We start from the raw sequence: 16,708 nt of genomic DNA on the forward strand, positions 1-16,708 counted from the left end.
GCCCGAGTATCAAGCAGGGCGCACCATCTTGCAGCTGTGGGGCATTTCGGCCTTGGGCGGCGGGATCTGCCGCACCACCCGGAAGCCATAGCCCGAGCCCTCGACGTCGAACTTGACGCCCGGCGTGCCCAGCCGGTCCATCACGCCGACGACCAGCGGCTGCTGGAACTGGTGGTCGGCCGCGCGCATGCGCCCGGTCCAGCCGGAGAAGGAGACCGAGGTCTGCTCCAGCGCAGTCGCCAGCGGCAGCGCATCGGCCGTGCCGGCCTTCTCGATGGCTTGCGCCAGTGCCTCGATCATCAGTTGCAGGCGCATGTGCACGTAGTCGTCGGCCGGGTTCGGGTAGCGCTTGCGGAAGGCCTGGTAGAACGCATCGCTTTGCGGCGCCGGCACGTTGGGCAGCCAGTCGGCCACGGCCAGCACCTTGCCGATGCCGGCGTCGCCGATCGCCGCCGGCGCGCCCAGCGCGTTGCCGTAGAAAGTGTAGAAGCGTCCGTCGAACCCGACTTCGCGCGCGGCCTTCACCAGCAGCGTGAGGTCGTTGCTGAAGTTGCCGGTGATCACGGCGTCGGCCCCGCTCGCCTTGATCTTGGTGGCGTAGGGCGCGAAGTCCTTGACCCGCAACAGCGGGTGCAGTTCCTCGGCGGCGATGCGCACGTCGGGCCGCTGCTCGGCCAGCTGGCGCTTGGCCTCGCGTTGCACTGCGTGCCCGAAGCTGTAGTCGGGATTGATGAGGTACACCGACTTCACGGCCTTGTCCTCGCGCAGCACCGACATCAGTGCCGTCAGGCGCATGTCGGCGTGGGCGTCGAAGCGGAAATGCCAGAAACTGCACTTGTCGTTGGTGAGCGCCGGGTCCACCGCCGAATAGTTGAGGAACACCACGCGGCGCTGCGGCTCGCGCTCGTTGTGGCGGTTGATCGCCTCGATCAGGGCCGCCGCGACCGCGGATGAGTTGCCCTGCAGGATCACCCGCGCGCCGTCGTCGATCGCCGAACGCAGCGTCGACAGCGCCTCTTCGATCTGCCCCTTGCTGTCGTAGCGCGTGAGCTCGAGCGTGCGTGCGCCCTCGCGCGTCCTGACGCCCCCGCGCTCGTTGACGCGCTCGACCGCCCACACCAGGTTGCGGAACACGGCCTCGCCGCCATTGGCATTGCCGCCCGAGAGGCCCTCCACCAGCGCCAGCTTGATCGGTGCGCCGGCCGTCTGCGCGTGGGCCAGGGCCGGCATACATAGCGTTGCGGCCAGCGTTTTCAAGAGCCTGCGGCGTTGAATTTTCATGAGTGCGATCTCCTCTGGAACCCTTGAAAAGAAAGTCGCTGCATACAGATGCATGGCATGCGGCGATCAAGGTGAAAGCCGCGCAGTGTAAGGGACCTGGTGGAACGATTTCGTTCCCGGTCCGCCCGTCTGTCAAGGAGAGCCCACATGTTTTTCGCACCCGTCGTTCGCACCCGCGCCGTCGCCCCGTCACTGCGCTCCTTCGACCGCAACTTCGAGCGCTTCGTCAACGATGCCTTCTTCGGCAACGGCAAGCCGGGCCTCCAGCTCGAGCAGGACGAGAAGGCCTGGAACCTGAGCATCGACATGCCCGGCGTCGCCCGCGAGGACCTGGCCATCTCGATCGAAGGCCCGGTCGTGCGCATCGAAACCCGTGCCGAAGCCAAGCGCCCCTACAAGGCGGCCTACGAGCTGGCCGAAGACATCGATGCGGAGGCGTCCGTCGCCAAGCTCGAGAATGGCGTGCTCGCGCTGTCGCTGGCGAAGAAAAAGCCGGTCAGCACCGCACGCACGATCGAGGTGAAGTAACCCGTCCGAAGGCGCGCCGCCCGGCGCGTCAAGGTCAGCTGATCTCGGACAGGGGCCAGCGCGGTTTCACGTCGAACGCGTAGACCTCGCTGGCCTTTTCTATGCCCGATTGCAGCCTCATCGCCCCAGCCAGGGCGATCATCGCGCCGTTGTCGGTGCACAGGTGCAGTTCCGGGTAGTGCACCCGCACGCCGCGCTTCCGGCACGCGGCGCTCAACTCGGCGCGCAGCGACTTGTTCGCGCCCACCCCGCCGGCCACCACCAGCCGGTTCATGCCGTTGCGTTCGAGCGCATCGATCGACTTCCTGACCAGCACGTCCACGATCGCGGCCTGCGTGGCCGCGGCGAGGTCGGCCTTGCGCGCCTCGAGATCATCGCCGAGCTTCTTGGCCTGCGTGAGCACGGCCGTCTTCAGGCCGGCAAAGGAGAAGTCGAGGTCGCCGCTGTGCAGCAGGGGCCGCGGCAGCTTGAACGCACGGGCATCGCCCTGCTCGGCCAGGCGCGACAGCGCCGGCCCGCCCGGGTAGCCCAGGCCCAGCAGCTTGGCGCTCTTGTCGAAGGCCTCGCCCGCCGCGTCGTCGATGGATTCGCCCAGCAGTTCGTAGCGCCCCACGCCGTCGACGCGCATCAACTGCGTATGGCCGCCCGACACCAGCAGCGCGATGAAGGGAAACTGCGGCGGATCGCTGCTGAGGAATGGGGACAGCAAGTGCCCCTCCAGGTGGTGCACGCCCAGCACCGGCCTTGAAAGGGCCGCGCCCAGCGCGCAGGCGACGCCGGCGCCCACCAGCAGCGCCCCGGCCAGCCCCGGTCCGCGGGTGTACGCGACCACGTCGATGTCGGCGAGCGCGCAGCCGGCATCGGACAGCACCTGTTCGGTGAGCGGCAGCACGCGCTGGATGTGGTCGCGGCTGGCCAGTTCGGGCACCACGCCGCCGTAGGCCTGGTGCATGTCGATCTGGCTGTGCAGCGCGTGCGCGCGCAGCACCGGAACCTGCGTCCCGGCGGCAGCCTCGACCAGCGCGACGCCGGTCTCGTCGCAGGACGACTCGATCCCCAGCACGATCATGCGGGGAGTTTAACGGCCCGACTCTTTCCTCTGCCGCTGCGCGGGCTTCTACCCATCGCGGCATGCTTGTTGCTGGGGTCTAGGGCCAGTTAACGCTTAACAGGCCCTATCAATGACCTCCGGATCCGACTTCCTGCTCGCCGCCCGGCAATGCGAAATTGCCGAGCTGGAGGAACTCGCCCGCACCAGCGAACTGGTGGCCGCGATTGGCCGCTTCATCCATGGCCTGCAGCGCGAGCGCGGCATGTCGAACGTGTTCCTCAGCTCGCAGGGAAAGCAGTTCGGCCCGCTGCGCCTGCTGCAGGTGGCCGAATGCGCCGGCATGGAGCAGCAGGTGCGCGCGCAGTTCGACCGGCTGGACATCCACTCCAGCCAGGTCCGCCATGGCGCACGGCTGTTCAGCCGGGTGGCCGTGGGCTTGCACGGGCTGGACGGCCTGCCCGCCCTGCGCCAGCGGGTGGCGCGCCAGGAGTTGCCCGCCCGTGAATCGAGCGCGGCGTACACCCGGCTGGTGGCGGGCCTGCTGGCGGTGGTGTTCGAAGCCGCCGACAGCGCCATGGATCCGGAGATCTCGCGCGCGCTGGTGGCCATGTTCAACTTCATGCAGGGCAAGGAGTTCGCCGGCCAGGAGCGAGCGCTGGGCGCCAGCCTGTTCGGCTCGGGCGCGATCGACCTCGCGGGCCAGCAGCAGTGGCGCCACCTGATCGATTCGCAGCAGGGCTGCTTCCAGGCCTTCGCCGATTTCTCCGACCCCGAGGTGCTGCGCGCCGACCAGGCGAGCCGCGACCCGGCGGTGATCGCCGAGGTGGAGCGGCTGCGCCGCATCGGCTGCGCGGGCCGGCCCGTTGCCCTGGACAGCAGCTTGAGCCAGCACTGGTACGAGTGGGCCACCCGTCGCATCGACGCGATGCGCGGCGTCGAGGACGTGCTGACGGTGAACCTGCGCCAGTTGTGCGAGGCGCGCATCGCGCAGGCCCGCACGGAACTGCGCGACCAGAAGGCCTTGCTGGAAGCGCTCGCCAGCGAAGCCCCCTACCCCGGCGCCGAGCACGCCGCGCCCTTCGGCCCGCAACTGGACCGCTCGGTGCTGGCCATGGTGCAGGAGCAGTCGCGCCGCCTGCAGGCCATGAGCGACGAACTCGACGCGGTGCGCGCCTCGCTCACCGAACGCAAGGTCGTCGAGCGTGCCAAGGGCCTGCTGATGGCACACCGGCACATGACCGAGGACGAGGCCTACAAGGCGCTGCGCCAGATGGCGATGAACCAGAACCGCCGCCTGGTGGATGTGGCCGAAGCGGTGCTCTCGCTGGCCGACGTGCTGCCGGGCGGGCGCTGAGCGCCGGCACTGTTGCGGCGCACAAATCCGGTGCGCCATGCCCCCAAAGCGCGCCATGACGGCGCCGATCCCAGGCCGAATCAGCCCCAGCAGGCTGGCACGGTCCGTGCATTGCTCTGCCTGAACGGGCGCTAACGGCGGCGCGCGAACAACCCGACACCAGGACAACGGCGTCCATCCCTGTGTGCATAGGCACGCAGTGCGATGGGCGCCGTTTCGTTTTTCTCTTTCGCAACCAGGAGCACACGATGCAAGACATCACCCCCAAGGCCACGGTCACCCGCCGATCCGTGCTGCAGGGCGCCGCGGCGCTCGGCGCCGCCGGCGCCTTTCCCGGCATCGTCATGGCGCAGGGCACGGCGCTGGAGACCAAGGCCGCCAAGCTGGGATTCATTGCCTTGACCGACGCGGCGCCGCTGTTCGTCGCCGACGAGAAGGGCTTCTTCAAGAAGCACGGCATGACCGAAGTGGAAGTGCTCAAGCAGTCGTCCTGGGGCACCACACGCGACAACCTGGTGCTGGGTTCGAAGAGCAATGGCATCGACGGCGCCCACATCCTGACGCCCATGCCCTACCTGATCACCACCGGCGCGGTGACGACCAACAACGTGCAGGTGCCGATCAACATCGTGGCGCGCCTCAACCTCGGCGGCCAGTGCATCTCGGTGGCCAACGAGTACAAGGACCTCAAGGTCGGCCTGGACAACAAGGATTTCGGCAAGGCTCTCCTCGCCAAGCGGGTGAAGACCGGCAAGCCGGTGAACGCCGCCATGACCTTCCCCGGCGGCACGCACGACATGTGGATCCGCTACTGGATGGCCGCGGGCGGCGTGGACCCGAACCGCGACATTACGACCATCACGGTGCCGCCGCCGCAGATGGTGGCCAACATGAAAGTGGGCAGCATGGACACCTTCTGCGTCTGCGAGCCCTGGAACCGCCAGCTGATCAACCAGAAGATCGGCTACACGGCGCTCACCACCAGCGAGCTGTGGATGAACCATCCCGAGAAGTCGCTCGCGCTGCGCGCCGACTACGTGCAGGCGAACCCGAACGCCACCAAGGCGCTGGTCAAGGCGGTGATGGAAGCGCAGGTGTGGTGCGAGGACCCGAAGAACCGCGCCGAGGTGGCCGAGATCTGTTCGCGCCGCCGCTGGATCAACGCGCCGATCGAAGACGTCATCGACCGCGTCAAGGGCGACTTCGACTACGGCACCGGCCGCGTGGAAGCGAACAGCAAGTTCCAGATGCGCTACTGGAAGGACCACGCAAGCTATCCCTTCCAGAGCCACGACCTGTGGTTCCTGACCGAGAACATCCGCTGGGGCTACCTGCCCCCGGGCATCGACACCAAGGCGTTGATCGCCAAGGTGAACCGCGAGGACATCTGGCGGCAGGCCGCAGCCGAACTGGGCGTGGACAAGAAGGACATCCCGGCGTCCACCTCGCGCGGCATCGAGAAGTTCTTCGACGGCAAGGTGTTCGACCCGGCCAACCCGAAGAAGTACCTCGACAGCCTGAGCATCAAGTACATCAAGTCCGCCTGAGGCCCGCATCATGAGCACCACCGAAACCGTGGGAACCCTCCGCATCGCCGCGCCGGCGGCGCCGAACGCCGCGCTGGCCTGGGCGCGCCTGGCCGCGCGCGGCTTCCTGACCTACGTGCTGCCGCCGCTGGTGATCATCGGCTTCCTGCTGATGATCTGGCAGGTGCTGGGATCGCGTCCCGGCGCGAGCCTGCCCGCCCCCACCAAGGTGGTGCAGGACACCTGGGAGCTGATCGCGCATCCCTTCTACGACCGCGGCGGCAACGACGTGGGCATCGCCTGGCAACTGCTGGCAAGCCTCAAGCGCGTGGCCTACGGCTATTCGCTGGCGGTGCTGGCCGGCGTGAGCCTGGGCGTGCTGGTGGGCCAGTCGACCTGGGCGCTGCGCGGGCTCGACCCGCTGTTCCAGGTGCTGCGCACCGTGCCGCCGCTGGCCTGGCTGCCGATCTCGCTGGCGGGCTTCCGCGACGGCCATCCCTCGGCGATCTTCGTCATCTTCATCACCTCGATCTGGCCGATCATCATCAACACCTCGATCGGCATCCGCAACATCCCCGAGGACTACCGCAACGTCGCCAAGGTGGTCCGCCTGAACGGCGTCGAGTACTTCGGAAAGATCATGCTGCCGGCGGCGGCGCCCTTCATCTTCTCGGGGCTGCGCATCGGCGTGGGCCTGTCCTGGCTGGCGATCATCGCCGCCGAAATGCTGATCGGCGGCGTCGGCATCGGCTTCTTCATCTGGGATGCGTGGAACTCCTCGCGCATCAGCGACATCATCCTGGCGCTCGTCTACGTCGGCCTCGTGGGCTTCGCCCTGGACCGCATCGTCGCCTTCATCGGCCGCAAGGTCACCCGCGGCACCAGCGCCAGCTGAAGGAACCGACATGACCCACGCCTATCTCTCCCTGTCGCGCGTCGACATGACCTTCCCCGGCCCGAACGGCGGGAACCCCGTCCTCAAGCACATCGACCTCGACGTGAAGCGCGGCGAGTTCGTCTCGCTGATCGGTCACTCGGGCTGCGGCAAGTCCACCGTGCTGAACATCGTGGCCGGCCTGCTCAAGGCCAGCTCGGGCGGCGTACTCGTGGACAACCGCGAAGTGAACGCGCCCGGACCCGACCGCGCGGTGGTGTTCCAGAACCACTCGTTGCTGCCCTGGCTCACGGTCTACCAGAACGTGCAGATCGCGGTCGACAAGATCTTCAAGGGCACTCGCAGCGCCGCCGAGCGCCGCGACTGGATCCTGCACAACCTGGCGATGGTCAACATGTCGCATGCGCTGGACCGCCTGCCCTCGCAGATCTCCGGCGGCATGAAGCAGCGCGTGGGCATCGCCCGGGCGCTCGCCATGGAGCCCAAGGTGCTGCTGCTGGACGAGCCCTTCGGGGCGCTGGACGCGCTCACCCGCGCCCACCTGCAGGACGAGGTGATCCGCATCCAGTCGGAGCTGGGCAACACCGTGATGATGATCACCCACGACGTCGACGAGGCGGTGCTGATGTCCGACCGCGTGGTGATGATGACCAACGGTCCCGCCGCCACCATCGGCCAGGTGATGGACGTGCCGCTGGCGCGGCCGCGCAACCGCATCGCGCTGGCCGAGGACAAGGTCTACAACCACTGCCGGCAGGAGATCCTGTCCTTCCTGTACGAAAAGCAGCGCAAGGTCGAGGCGATCGCCCCGCGCAGCGCCCCCGCCCGCAGGGAAAGGGCCGTGGCCTAGCCCCCATCCGGCCCCCAATCCAACCCGCAACGAGAGAGGAGCGTCCATGACCCCCCAGCAAGTCACCCTGGTGCAATCCAGCTTCGCCAAGGTCGTCCCCATCGCGCCGGAAGCAGCCGACCTTTTCTATGCCCGCCTGTTCGAGCTGGCGCCGCAGGTGCGGCCGCTCTTCAAGGGCGATATGAAGGAGCAGGGCCGCAAGCTCATGGCCATGCTGGCGACCGTCGTCAACGGGCTCACGCGGCTCGAGGCGCTGGTGCCGGCGGCGCAGCAGCTCGCCCGCCGCCATGTCGGCTATGGCGCGCTGCCCGCGCACTACCCGGTGGTGGGCGCCGCCCTGCTCGACACCCTGGAAAACGGCCTGGGCAGGGACTTCACGCCCGAGGTGCGCGAGGCCTGGTCGACCGCCTTCTCGCTGCTCTCGGGCGTGATGATCGAAGCGCAGCAGCAGCAACAACAACAGCAATAAGAGCGACAAGGGAGAACCCATGGCTGCCGTCCTGCCCCTCGACCCCTCCACCGCCCACGCCCGGTCCGCCTCCGCGGCCAAGCCGCGCGGGCGCGGATTCAGCTTCGGGAAGTACCGCGAGATCATCATCGCGGTGGCCTTCTTCCTGCTGTTCGACCTGGGCGTCCTGGTCCTGAACTTCTACACCTCGTTCAAGATCGACCAGGACACCGTCGCGATCAACCTCGCCGGCCGCCAGCGCTACGTGTCGCAGCGCATCGCTCGCACGCTGCTGGAGCTGGATGCGGCCCGCGCCGCGGGACAGCCTTACCGTCCCGAGACGCTGGCGGAACTGCGTGCCGGCGCGAAGATCTTCGAGCTGTCGCGCGCCGCCTTCAAGAGCGGCGCCACCCTCCCCGGCGGCGACGGCAAGCCGGTGTTCCTCGATGCCGTGACCTCCGAGCGCGGCCGCCGGCTCGAGGCCGAGGTGGACGAGATCTGGACGCCCTACCACCGCAGGCTGCAGCCGCTGATGGCCGACGGCTTCAGCCCGCAGGACCTGTCCGCGGCGCTCGCCTACAGCCAGGCGAACAACATCCGCCTGCTGAACATCGCCAACGACTTCGTCACCGAGACGCAGGCCATCGGTGCTTCGCGCGCCAGCACCCTGCGCATGGTGCAGACTGGCGGCATCCTGCTGGCGCTGCTGAACTTCGCCTTCATCCTGTTCAAGTTCCTGCGCCGCCTGCAGACCTCGGACGCGGCGATCGACGCGGCCAACGAGGAGAACCGCGAAATCCTGCAGTCGGTGCGCGAGGGCCTGTTCCTGATCACCCCGGACTTCAGGCTCGGCTCGCAGCTGTCGCGCTCGGCGCACGCCCTGTTCGGCCGCGGCCTCGCGCCGGGCCAGGACTTCTTCGCCCTGCTGGCGCCGCTGCTGACGGAAAAGGACCTGTCCGACGCCCGCGAGTACGTGCAGCTGCTGTTCGCGCCGCACGTCAAGGAAGCGCTGGTGCAGGGCATCAACCCCTTGTCGGAAGTGGAAGTGGCCGTGAAGAACCGGCTGGGACAGGAGCAGGCGCGGCACCTGTCCTTCCACTTCAACCGGGTGGCCGAGAACGGCGCGGTGCGGCACCTGCTGGTGACGGTGCAGGACATCTCGGCGCGCATCGAGCTGGAGCACAAGCTGCAGGCGGAGCGCCAGCGTTCGCAGAAGGAGTTCGCGATGCTGCTGAAGGCGATCGACGCCGACCCCGCGACGCTGCGGCAGTTCGTATCCCGGGCCGAGTCGGACCTGCTGGAAGTCAACGGGATGCTGCGCAACACCTCCGCCGCGCAGGGCGAGGCGGCCATCCTCCGGCACATCGACGAGGCGCGCCGCCGCGTCCACGCGCTCAAGGGCGACGCCGCGACGCTGGGCCTGGAGACGCTGGCCGGCCAGGCGCATGCCTTCGAAACCGCGCTGGACCAGATCCGGCAAGGCGGCCATCCCGCCGACCTCGGCTCGGCCCTGCTGGCCTTGCCGCTGCCGCTGGAAGACCTGCTGGGCAAGGTGGCCGCGCTGAAGTCGCTGGCCGGCCAGCAGCGCCCCGCGCAGGAAGCCCCTTCCAGCTCGATCAACACCATGCTGGCCAGCCTGGCCGAGGAGGTGGCGCGCGACTGCGGCAAGAAGGTCAAGCCGGCGATCGCCATGGGCGCCTTGCTGGACCTGCCGCCGCCGCAAGCGGCCCTGGCGCGCGAGATCGCGGTGCAGATGCTGCGCAACGCGGTCACCCACGGCCTGGAGGCGCCGGCTGCGCGCAGCGCGCATGGCAAGGACGAGGCCGGCCGCGTCAGCGTGCAGCTGTCCCGCAGCGAGGACGAGTGGCTGCTGACCGTGCGCGACGACGGCGCCGGGCTGTCGGCGGCGCGGGTGCGGCGCAAGCTGCTGGACCTGGGCTGGTACAGCGCCGGACAGCTCGAGGCCTTCGACGAGCGGCAGATCGTCGCTCACATCTTCAGGCCCGGCTTCTCCACCGCCGATGGCGTGTCGCTGCACGCAGGACGCGGCGTGGGCCTGGACCTGGTACACGCCAACGTGCAAAAGCTGGGCGGGCGGCTGACCCTGGCCTCGACGCCCGGCGCGTACACCGAGTTCAGGATCCGGTTCGCAGCCTGAAGAGGACCACCCATGAGACTGCTCATCGTCGACGACTCCAACATGATCCGCTCGCGCATCTCGCGGGTGGTGCAAAGCGGCGGCCTGTCCAACGTCTCGCTGGTCGGGCTGGCGCGCAACGGCGCCGAGGCGCTGCGCGTGGCCCGCGCCACCCAGCCCGACGTCGTGACCATGGACCTCACCATGCCGGAGATGGACGGCATCGAATGCATCAAGGAAATGCTGCGCATGCTGCCGCGGACCAACATCCTCGTGCTGAGCGCGCTGTCCGACAAATCGACCGCGATCCAGGCCCTGCGGCTGGGTGCGCGCGGCTTCGTCGCCAAGCCGTTCAGCGACGACGAGCTGAAGATCGCCCTGCTGGACGTCGCGGAAGGGAAGTAGGAGCCACCATGGAATCGCTCAGCGCCGAAGATCTCAAGCTGTTCGTGGAATCGGTACGCCAGTACTTCCGCGTGGTCACCCGCCAGGAGCCGCAGATCACCTCCGCCTACCTCGCCACCGGCGAGCTGCAGGGCCACGACTACAACGGCATCGTTTCCTTCTCGGGTGCTTTCAACGGCCACGTGATCGTCTCCATGCCCGGCCAGCTGCTCAAGGAGCTCTTGCTGCTGCAGGGCGAAACCGACCTGTCGCAGGGCAACCTGCTGGACGCGGTCGGCGAGATCGCCAACACGCTGGCCGGCAATGCGCGCAAGACGCTGGGCCCGGCGCTGCAGATCTCGGTGCCGGTCCGGCTGCATGGCAGCGCGGGCATCCAGGCCCGGGTCCGCAAGCACCCCTATGCGATCACGCTGCGCTGGAACCACCAGCCGGCGGTGGTCTGCATCGACATCGAAAGACGCTAGGGCCTGTTAACGCTATGGGAGGGCTCGCGCCGGTGGCTGTCAGGCTGCAGGGCTAGGCGCGGCCGAGGCCGTGTGCTCGTGCACACAACGAGGTCGCAACGACGCCCTGCGGCCTGACAGCCACCGGCCCGAAGGGTGGCCCAGGAAACGGGCGCCCTCCGCGTTGCAAATGCTCGCCGGGGCCCCGCCCCGGCTGTGCTTTGCGCCTTGATGGCACCCGTTTTCTGGGTCACGCGAGCCCTTCCATAGCGATAACAGGCCCTACGCGCCGATCAGCACCTGGATGCTGTGCTGGTAGGCCGCGGTCAGCCGGTCGAACGAGTCCAGCAAATCCTCGCTGGCCGCGGCCAGCTTCATGCGCCCGGCCGGCTGGGCAGCGCCGGGCACCGCGGCGCGCAACTCGCGCCAGGCAGCTTCGCCTTGTTCCAGCATGGCGCGGATCTCGGGCGTGGACAGCGGCGCCTGCGACAGCGCGGCCAGGCCGCGTTCGAACTCGCCCGCCGTCTCCGCCAGCGCAGCGGGCGGCCCCTCCAGCAGCGCCAGCTTGGCCATGCGCTGCGACAGCATGCGCTGTCGCCCCGCGACGTTGATCACGTGCACCTGGGCGGCCAGCCCCGAGGCTTCGAGGGCCAGCACCAGCGCGTCGGCCTGCGCCAGCACGGTCTCGGCGGCTTCGTCGAGCTGACCCAGGTCCGCCGTCCGGCCCGAGGTCTCGAGCAGCTTGCGCATACCGGTCCAGCCGGCGCGTGCCGCCGCGATCAGGTCGCCATAGGTGGCGGCCGACAGCTTGGCCTCCAGCGTCTTGAGGTTGTCCTCCACCCGCTGCACCGATTCCTTCATCAGCAGCGCGGCCGCCGCCCCGTCGGTGCGGCTGCGGGCCAGGGCATAGAGCTTGACCAGGCGCTGCGACAGCATGCGCTGCTGGCCGGCGCGGTTGATGGCCTCCGCCACGTGGGCGGCGTCAATCACCTGGCGCGACACCTGGCCCACCTTGCGGTTGGCTTGCATGGAGGCGGTGCGCAGCAGCTGGAAGGCCTCTTCCTCGCTCACATGGCGGGCATGCATCAGGATGCCCTTGGCCTTGTCCACCCACTTGCGCTCTTCCAGCTGCTCGCCCAGTTCCGCGAGCCGGGAGCGCAGCGCGCGCTCCTGCCGCTCGCGCAGCTGGGCCAGGTGCACCAGTGGCCGCAGGCGCTCGCGTGCATAGCCCTGCACCACCCAGGCGTGCACGCCCGCAGACAGTGCGCGCTCCATCGCCTCCACGCTGGCGTCCTGCGTGAAGAAAAGCACGGGCAAGGACTGCTGGGCTTGCAGCGTGGCCAGGGCATCGAACAGTTCCGCACCAGGGCGCGGCGCCCAGCAAACGAGCACGTCGGGGGCGGCGCGCAGGCCTTCACGCACCAGGTGGGCGCAATCGCTTTCACCGCACACAACGAAACCGGCCGCAGCGAACTCTGCAGCCAGTGGCGGTGCACCGGAATCGGGCATGGACAGGATCAAGACAGAAGTCATGCGAAGCGCTCAAGCACAGAGCGGGCCTGCGCAGTTGGCACGCTCTGTGCAAGTGAGGGTCATCGGGTGTGATGACGCACCCGGGCCGTGCACCGTACCGCCGGCCGTGCGCACGACGCTGTGTGCTGACCTGTACTCGAATTCTTTGGCGCGCCCGTGCGCGCCGGGGTCCAGACACACACGATGAGCGCGTTCCAGAACTTCCTCAGATCCGGCCATTCACCCACGCTGTTCGCGGCCTTCCTCTATTTTTCCTTCTCCTGCGCGATCTGGGTGCTGAACGGCGCGATGGCGCCCTTCATCAAGGAGTCGCTGCAGCTGACGGCCGCGCAGATGGGGCTGATGCTGTCCATCCCCATCGTGGCCGGCGCCCTGATGCGCTTCCCGCTGGGCCTGCTGGCGCAGTACATCGGCCGCAAGAACGCCACCCTGGTGGAGATGGCGCTGGTCGGCGTGGCCATGCTGTTCGGCCTGTTCTTCGTCCATACCTTCAACGACCTGCTGGCCATGGGCGTGCTGCTCGGCATCGCCGGCGCCAGCTTCGGCGTCGCGCTGTCGCTGGGCTCCGGTTCCTTCCCGGCGCGGCACAAGGGACTGGCCATGGGCCTGGTGGGCGCCGGCAATGTCGGCACCGCGGTCTCGGTGCTGGTCGCCCCGCCGCTGGCGCAGTGGCTGGGCTGGCAGGCGGTGTACGGCGTGGCCGCCCTGTTCCTGCTCTTGCCGGTCGTCGTGATGGTGGTCTGGGCGCGCGAACCGGGTGACGTCAACAAGCATGGCACCCTGCGCGACCACATGGCCTGCCTGTTCGAGCACGACGGCTGGGTCTTCAGCGTGATCTACGCGGTCACCTTCGGCGGTTTCATCGGCCTCACCAGCTTCCTGCCCTCCTACTACTTTGAGCAGTTCGGCGTCAGCAAGGTGCAGGCGGGGCAGCTGACCATGCTGGCCGCCTTCATGGGCGCGGCGCTGCGCGTGGTGGGCGGCTGGCTGTCCGACCGCTGGGGCGGCGTCAATACGCTGACCGTGGTGCTGGCGGTCGTCACCGGCTGCCTCACGCTGATCGGCTTCGCGGGCGGCTCGCTCGTGCTGACGACGCTCCTCATGATCCTGTGCTTCGCCGCGCTGGGCGCCGGCAACGGCGCGCTGTTCCAGTTGGTGCCCCTGCGCTGGCCCACCTCCACCGCGGTGGCCGGCTCGATGATCGGCGAGGTCGGCGCGCTGGGCGGCGGGCTGGTGCCCAGCACCATGGGCCTGACCAAGCAATACCTCGGCAGCTACGCCGGCGGTTTCCTGATCTTCGCGGGCCTCGCCCTGCTGGTGCTCGCCGTCCTGCGCGTGATGCAGGCGCGCTGGACTCGCACCTGGGCCGGCGCCGGCGGCCGCGCCCGGCCGCAACCCGCTCTCGAATCCACTGTCCTGGGAGTCCAGCCATGAAGAAGATGAAGCTCGTGATGGTCGGCAACGGCATGGCCGGCGTGCGCACCATCGAGGAACTGCTCAAGCTGCAGCCGGAGCTGTACGAGATCGCGGTGTTCGGCGCCGAGCCGCACCCGAACTACAACCGGATCCTGCTGTCGCCGGTGCTGGCCGGCGAGCAGACGCTGGACGAGATCGTCCTCAACTCCTGGGAGTGGTACCAGGAGAACGACATCCGCCTGCACGCCGGCCGCAAGGTGGTGGAGATCGACCGCGTGCGCCGCGTCGTGCGCGCCGACGACGGCACGGAAGAAGAATACGACCGGCTGCTGCTGTGCACCGGCTCCAACCCCTTCATGCTGCCGGTGCCCGGCGGTGACCTGAAGGGCGTGATCGCCTACCGCGACATCGCCGACACCAACGCCATGATCGACGCCGCCAAGACCTACCGCAAGGCGGTGGTCATCGGCGGCGGGCTGCTCGGACTGGAAGCGGCGAACGGCCTCATGAAGCGCGGCATGGACGTCACCGTGGTGCACGTCATGCCCTGGCTGATGGAGCGCCAGCTCGACGACACCGCCGGCAAGCTGCTGCAGAAGTCGCTGGAAGAGCGTGGCCTGAAGTTCCTGATCGGCGCGCACACCAAGGAATTGCGCGGCAACGAGGACGGCCGCGTCTCGCAGGTGGTGTTCAAGGACGGCACGGCCGTCGACGCCGACCTGGTGGTGATGGCGGTGGGCATCCGCCCCAACACCGAGCTGGCCGAGAAGGCGCGCCTGCACTGCAACCGCGGCATCGTCGTCACCGACACCCTGCAGACGGTCACCGACGCGCGCATCTACGCGGTGGGCGAATGCGCCGCGCACCGCGGCATCGCCTACGGGCTGGTGGCGCCCCTGTTCGAGCAGGCCAAGGTGGCGGCCAACCACCTGGCGCAGTTCGGCATCGGCCGCTACACCGGCTCGCTCACCTCCACCAAGCTGAAGGTGACCGGCATCGACCTGTTCTCGGCCGGCGAGTTCATGGGCGGCGAAGGCACCGAGGAGATCGTGATGAGCGACCCCTTCGGCGGTGTCTACAAGAAGCTGGTGCTCAAGGACGACAAGCTGGTGGGCGCCTGCCTGTACGGCGACACCGTGGATGGCAGCTGGTACTTCAAGCTGCTGCGCGAGGGCCGCAAGATCGGCGAACTGCGCGACAAGCTGATGTTCGGCGAATCCAACCTGGGCGACGCCGGCCACCAGGGCCAGAACAAGGCCGCGGCCCTGGCCGACGCCGACGAGGTCTGCGGCTGCAACGGCGTCAGCAAGGGCACGATCTGCAAGGCGATCAAGGAGAAGGGCCTGTTCACGCTGGACGAGGTGCGCAAGCACACCAAGGCCAGCGCCTCCTGCGGCTCCTGCACCGGACTGGTCGAGCAGATCATCATGTTCACCGCCGGTGGCGACTACTCGGCCGCCCCCAAGAAGAAGGCCATGTGCGGCTGCACCGACCACAGCCACCAGGACGTGCGCGACGCGATCCGGGCCAACCGCCTGCTGACCATCGCCGACACCATGAGCTTCATGGAATGGCGCACGCCCAACGGTTGCTCATCCTGCCGCCCGGCCCTGAACTACTACCTGATCTCCACCTGGCCCAAGGAGGCCAGGGACGACCCGCAGTCGCGCTACATCAACGAGCGCAGCCACGCCAACATCCAGAAGGACGGCACCTATTCGGTGATCCCGCGGATGTGGGGCGGCGAGACCACGGCGGCGGAGTTGCGGCGCATCGCCGACGTGGTGGACAAATACCAGATCCCCACCGTCAAGGTCACGGGCGGCCAGCGCATCGACCTGCTGGGCGTGAAGAAGGAAGACCTGCAAGACGTCTGGCGCGACATCGGCATGCCCTCCGGCCACGCCTACGCCAAGGCGCTGCGCACCGTGAAGACCTGCGTCGGCTCGGAGTGGTGCCGCTTCGGCACCCAGGACTCGACCCAGATGGGCAAGGACCTGGAGCGCGCCCTGTGGCGCATGTACGCCCCGCACAAGGTCAAGCTCGCGGTCTCCGGCTGTCCGCGCAACTGCGCCGAGTCCGGCATCAAGGACGTGGGCGTCATCGGCGTGGACTCCGGCTGGGAGATCTACGTCGGCGGCAACGGCGGCATCAAGACCGAGGCCGGCCAGTTCTTCTGCAAGGTGAAGACCGCCGGCGAGGTGCTGGAGTACAGCGGCGCCTTCCTGCAGCTGTACCGCGAGGAAGGCTGGTACCTGGAGCGCACCGTGCACTACATCCAGCGCGTCGGCCTGGACCACATCAAGAAAAAGGTGCTCGAGGACCACGAAGGCCGCAAGGCCCTGTGGGAGCGGCTGCAGTTCGCCCTGGACGGCGAGCCCGATCCCTGGTTCGAGCAGGACAAGGCGCAGGTCGACACGCGCCAGTTCGGCAAGCTGCAAGTGGAGGGACAGACGGCATGAAGAGCAACGAATGGCAGGTGATCTGCCGGGTGGAGGACATCCCGGTGCTGGGCGCGCGGCGCGTGGCGCGCGAGCGCGGCATGGACGTGGCGGTATTTCGCAACGACCAGGACCAGGTGTTCGCCCTGCTCGATCGCTGCCCGCACAAGGGCGGGCCGCTGTCGCAGGGCATCGTGTTCGGCACGAGCGTGGCCTGCCCGCTGCACAACTGGACCATCGCCCTCGAGGACGGGCGCGCCAAGGCGCCGGATGAAGGCTGCACCCAGCGCTTCTCGTGCCGCGTCGAAGGCGGCGAGGTGTTGCTCGATCCGGTGGAACTGGCGACGCTGGCGATCGACGCCGATCCGCCGAAGGCAGGACCCTGCCGATGACGGAAACG

15 protein-coding genes are annotated in these 16,708 nt (G+C 68.4%); 12 read left to right on the forward strand and 3 right to left on the reverse strand.

All coding sequences use genetic code 11. The annotated features are described in order from the left end of the window. Nucleotides 1-9: 9 nt before the first annotated feature. Complete coding sequence (locus UC35_RS02565; RefSeq protein WP_061495887.1) at nt 10-1,230, reverse strand: branched-chain amino acid ABC transporter substrate-binding protein; 1,221 nt, start codon at nt 1,228-1,230, stop codon at nt 10-12. 198 nt (nt 1,231-1,428) lie between these two features. Between UC35_RS02565 and UC35_RS02570 the strand changes: the two genes are divergently transcribed. Beyond that, entirely contained in the window at nt 1,429-1,809 is a 381-nt protein-coding gene (locus UC35_RS02570; protein WP_061495889.1) for an Hsp20/alpha crystallin family protein, read from the forward strand. A 34-nt stretch (nt 1,810-1,843) separates the two neighbouring features. On the opposite strand, the gene tsaD is transcribed toward UC35_RS02570, so the two are convergent. Further along, nucleotides 1,844-2,878, reverse strand: a complete 1,035-nt coding sequence (gene tsaD, locus UC35_RS02575; protein WP_061495890.1) for a tRNA (adenosine(37)-N6)-threonylcarbamoyltransferase complex transferase subunit TsaD — start codon at nt 2,876-2,878, stop codon at nt 1,844-1,846. A gap of 112 nt (nt 2,879-2,990) precedes the next feature. Here tsaD and UC35_RS02580 point away from each other — a divergent pair, with 112 nt between their 5' ends. From UC35_RS02580 to UC35_RS02615, 8 genes are all read left to right on the forward strand, one after another. Continuing rightward, nucleotides 2,991-4,214 carry a nitrate regulatory protein gene (locus tag UC35_RS02580; RefSeq protein ID WP_061495893.1) on the forward strand — a complete coding sequence of 408 codons (1,224 nt, stop codon included), beginning with the start codon at nt 2,991-2,993 and terminating at the stop codon, nt 4,212-4,214. Nucleotides 4,215-4,462: 248 nt separating this feature from the next. Then, nucleotides 4,463-5,761, forward strand: a complete 1,299-nt coding sequence (locus UC35_RS02585) for a CmpA/NrtA family ABC transporter substrate-binding protein (RefSeq protein ID WP_061495895.1) — start codon at nt 4,463-4,465, stop codon at nt 5,759-5,761. Nucleotides 5,762-5,771: 10 nt separating this feature from the next. Further along, a complete protein-coding gene (gene ntrB / locus UC35_RS02590) occupies nt 5,772-6,635 on the forward strand; it encodes a nitrate ABC transporter permease (RefSeq protein ID WP_061495897.1) in 864 nt (287 codons plus the stop codon). Between the two features lie 10 nt (nt 6,636-6,645). After that, entirely contained in the window at nt 6,646-7,485 is an 840-nt protein-coding gene (locus tag UC35_RS02595) for an ABC transporter ATP-binding protein (protein ID WP_061495899.1), read from the forward strand. A gap of 46 nt (nt 7,486-7,531) precedes the next feature. Beyond that, the gene (locus tag UC35_RS02600) at nt 7,532-7,954 is read left to right on the forward strand and encodes a globin family protein (protein WP_061495901.1); all 423 of its coding nucleotides are present in this window, start codon (nt 7,532-7,534) and stop codon (nt 7,952-7,954) included. Nucleotides 7,955-7,973: 19 nt separating this feature from the next. Next, a complete protein-coding gene (locus UC35_RS02605) occupies nt 7,974-10,091 on the forward strand; it encodes an ATP-binding protein (RefSeq protein ID WP_061495903.1) in 2,118 nt (705 codons plus the stop codon). A 12-nt stretch (nt 10,092-10,103) separates the two neighbouring features. Beyond that, a complete protein-coding gene (locus UC35_RS02610) occupies nt 10,104-10,475 on the forward strand; it encodes a response regulator transcription factor (RefSeq protein WP_061495906.1) in 372 nt (123 codons plus the stop codon). Nucleotides 10,476-10,483: 8 nt separating this feature from the next. Next, complete coding sequence (locus tag UC35_RS02615) at nt 10,484-10,939, forward strand: chemotaxis protein CheX (RefSeq protein WP_061495908.1); 456 nt, start codon at nt 10,484-10,486, stop codon at nt 10,937-10,939. Nucleotides 10,940-11,200: 261 nt separating this feature from the next. Here UC35_RS02615 and UC35_RS24420 read toward each other — a convergent pair whose 3' ends face one another. Continuing rightward, nucleotides 11,201-12,451 (reverse strand): type IV pili methyl-accepting chemotaxis transducer N-terminal domain-containing protein, encoded by a 1,251-nt coding sequence (locus tag UC35_RS24420; RefSeq protein WP_082792563.1) that lies wholly within the window; start codon nt 12,449-12,451, stop codon nt 11,201-11,203. A gap of 183 nt (nt 12,452-12,634) precedes the next feature. Between UC35_RS24420 and UC35_RS02625 the strand changes: the two genes are divergently transcribed. The 3 genes from UC35_RS02625 to nirD are packed head-to-tail and all read left to right on the forward strand — an operon-like array spanning nt 12,635 to nt 16,700. Beyond that, nucleotides 12,635-13,885: an MFS transporter gene (locus UC35_RS02625; protein WP_061503647.1), complete on the forward strand. Its 1,251-nt coding sequence runs from the start codon at nt 12,635-12,637 to the stop codon at nt 13,883-13,885. Next, entirely contained in the window at nt 13,882-16,329 is a 2,448-nt protein-coding gene (gene nirB / locus UC35_RS02630; RefSeq protein ID WP_061495912.1) for a nitrite reductase large subunit NirB, read from the forward strand. The genes UC35_RS02625 and nirB overlap by 4 nt, the downstream gene beginning before the upstream one ends. Next, nucleotides 16,326-16,700 carry a nitrite reductase small subunit NirD gene (gene nirD, locus UC35_RS02635; RefSeq protein ID WP_061495914.1) on the forward strand — a complete coding sequence of 125 codons (375 nt, stop codon included), beginning with the start codon at nt 16,326-16,328 and terminating at the stop codon, nt 16,698-16,700. Before nirB ends, nirD begins: the two co-directional genes overlap by 4 nt. The last annotated feature ends 8 nt before the right edge of the window (nt 16,701-16,708 follow it).

Source organism: Ramlibacter tataouinensis (assembly GCF_001580455.1).
GTDB classification, from domain to species: domain Bacteria; phylum Pseudomonadota; class Gammaproteobacteria; order Burkholderiales; family Burkholderiaceae_C; genus Ramlibacter; species Ramlibacter tataouinensis_B.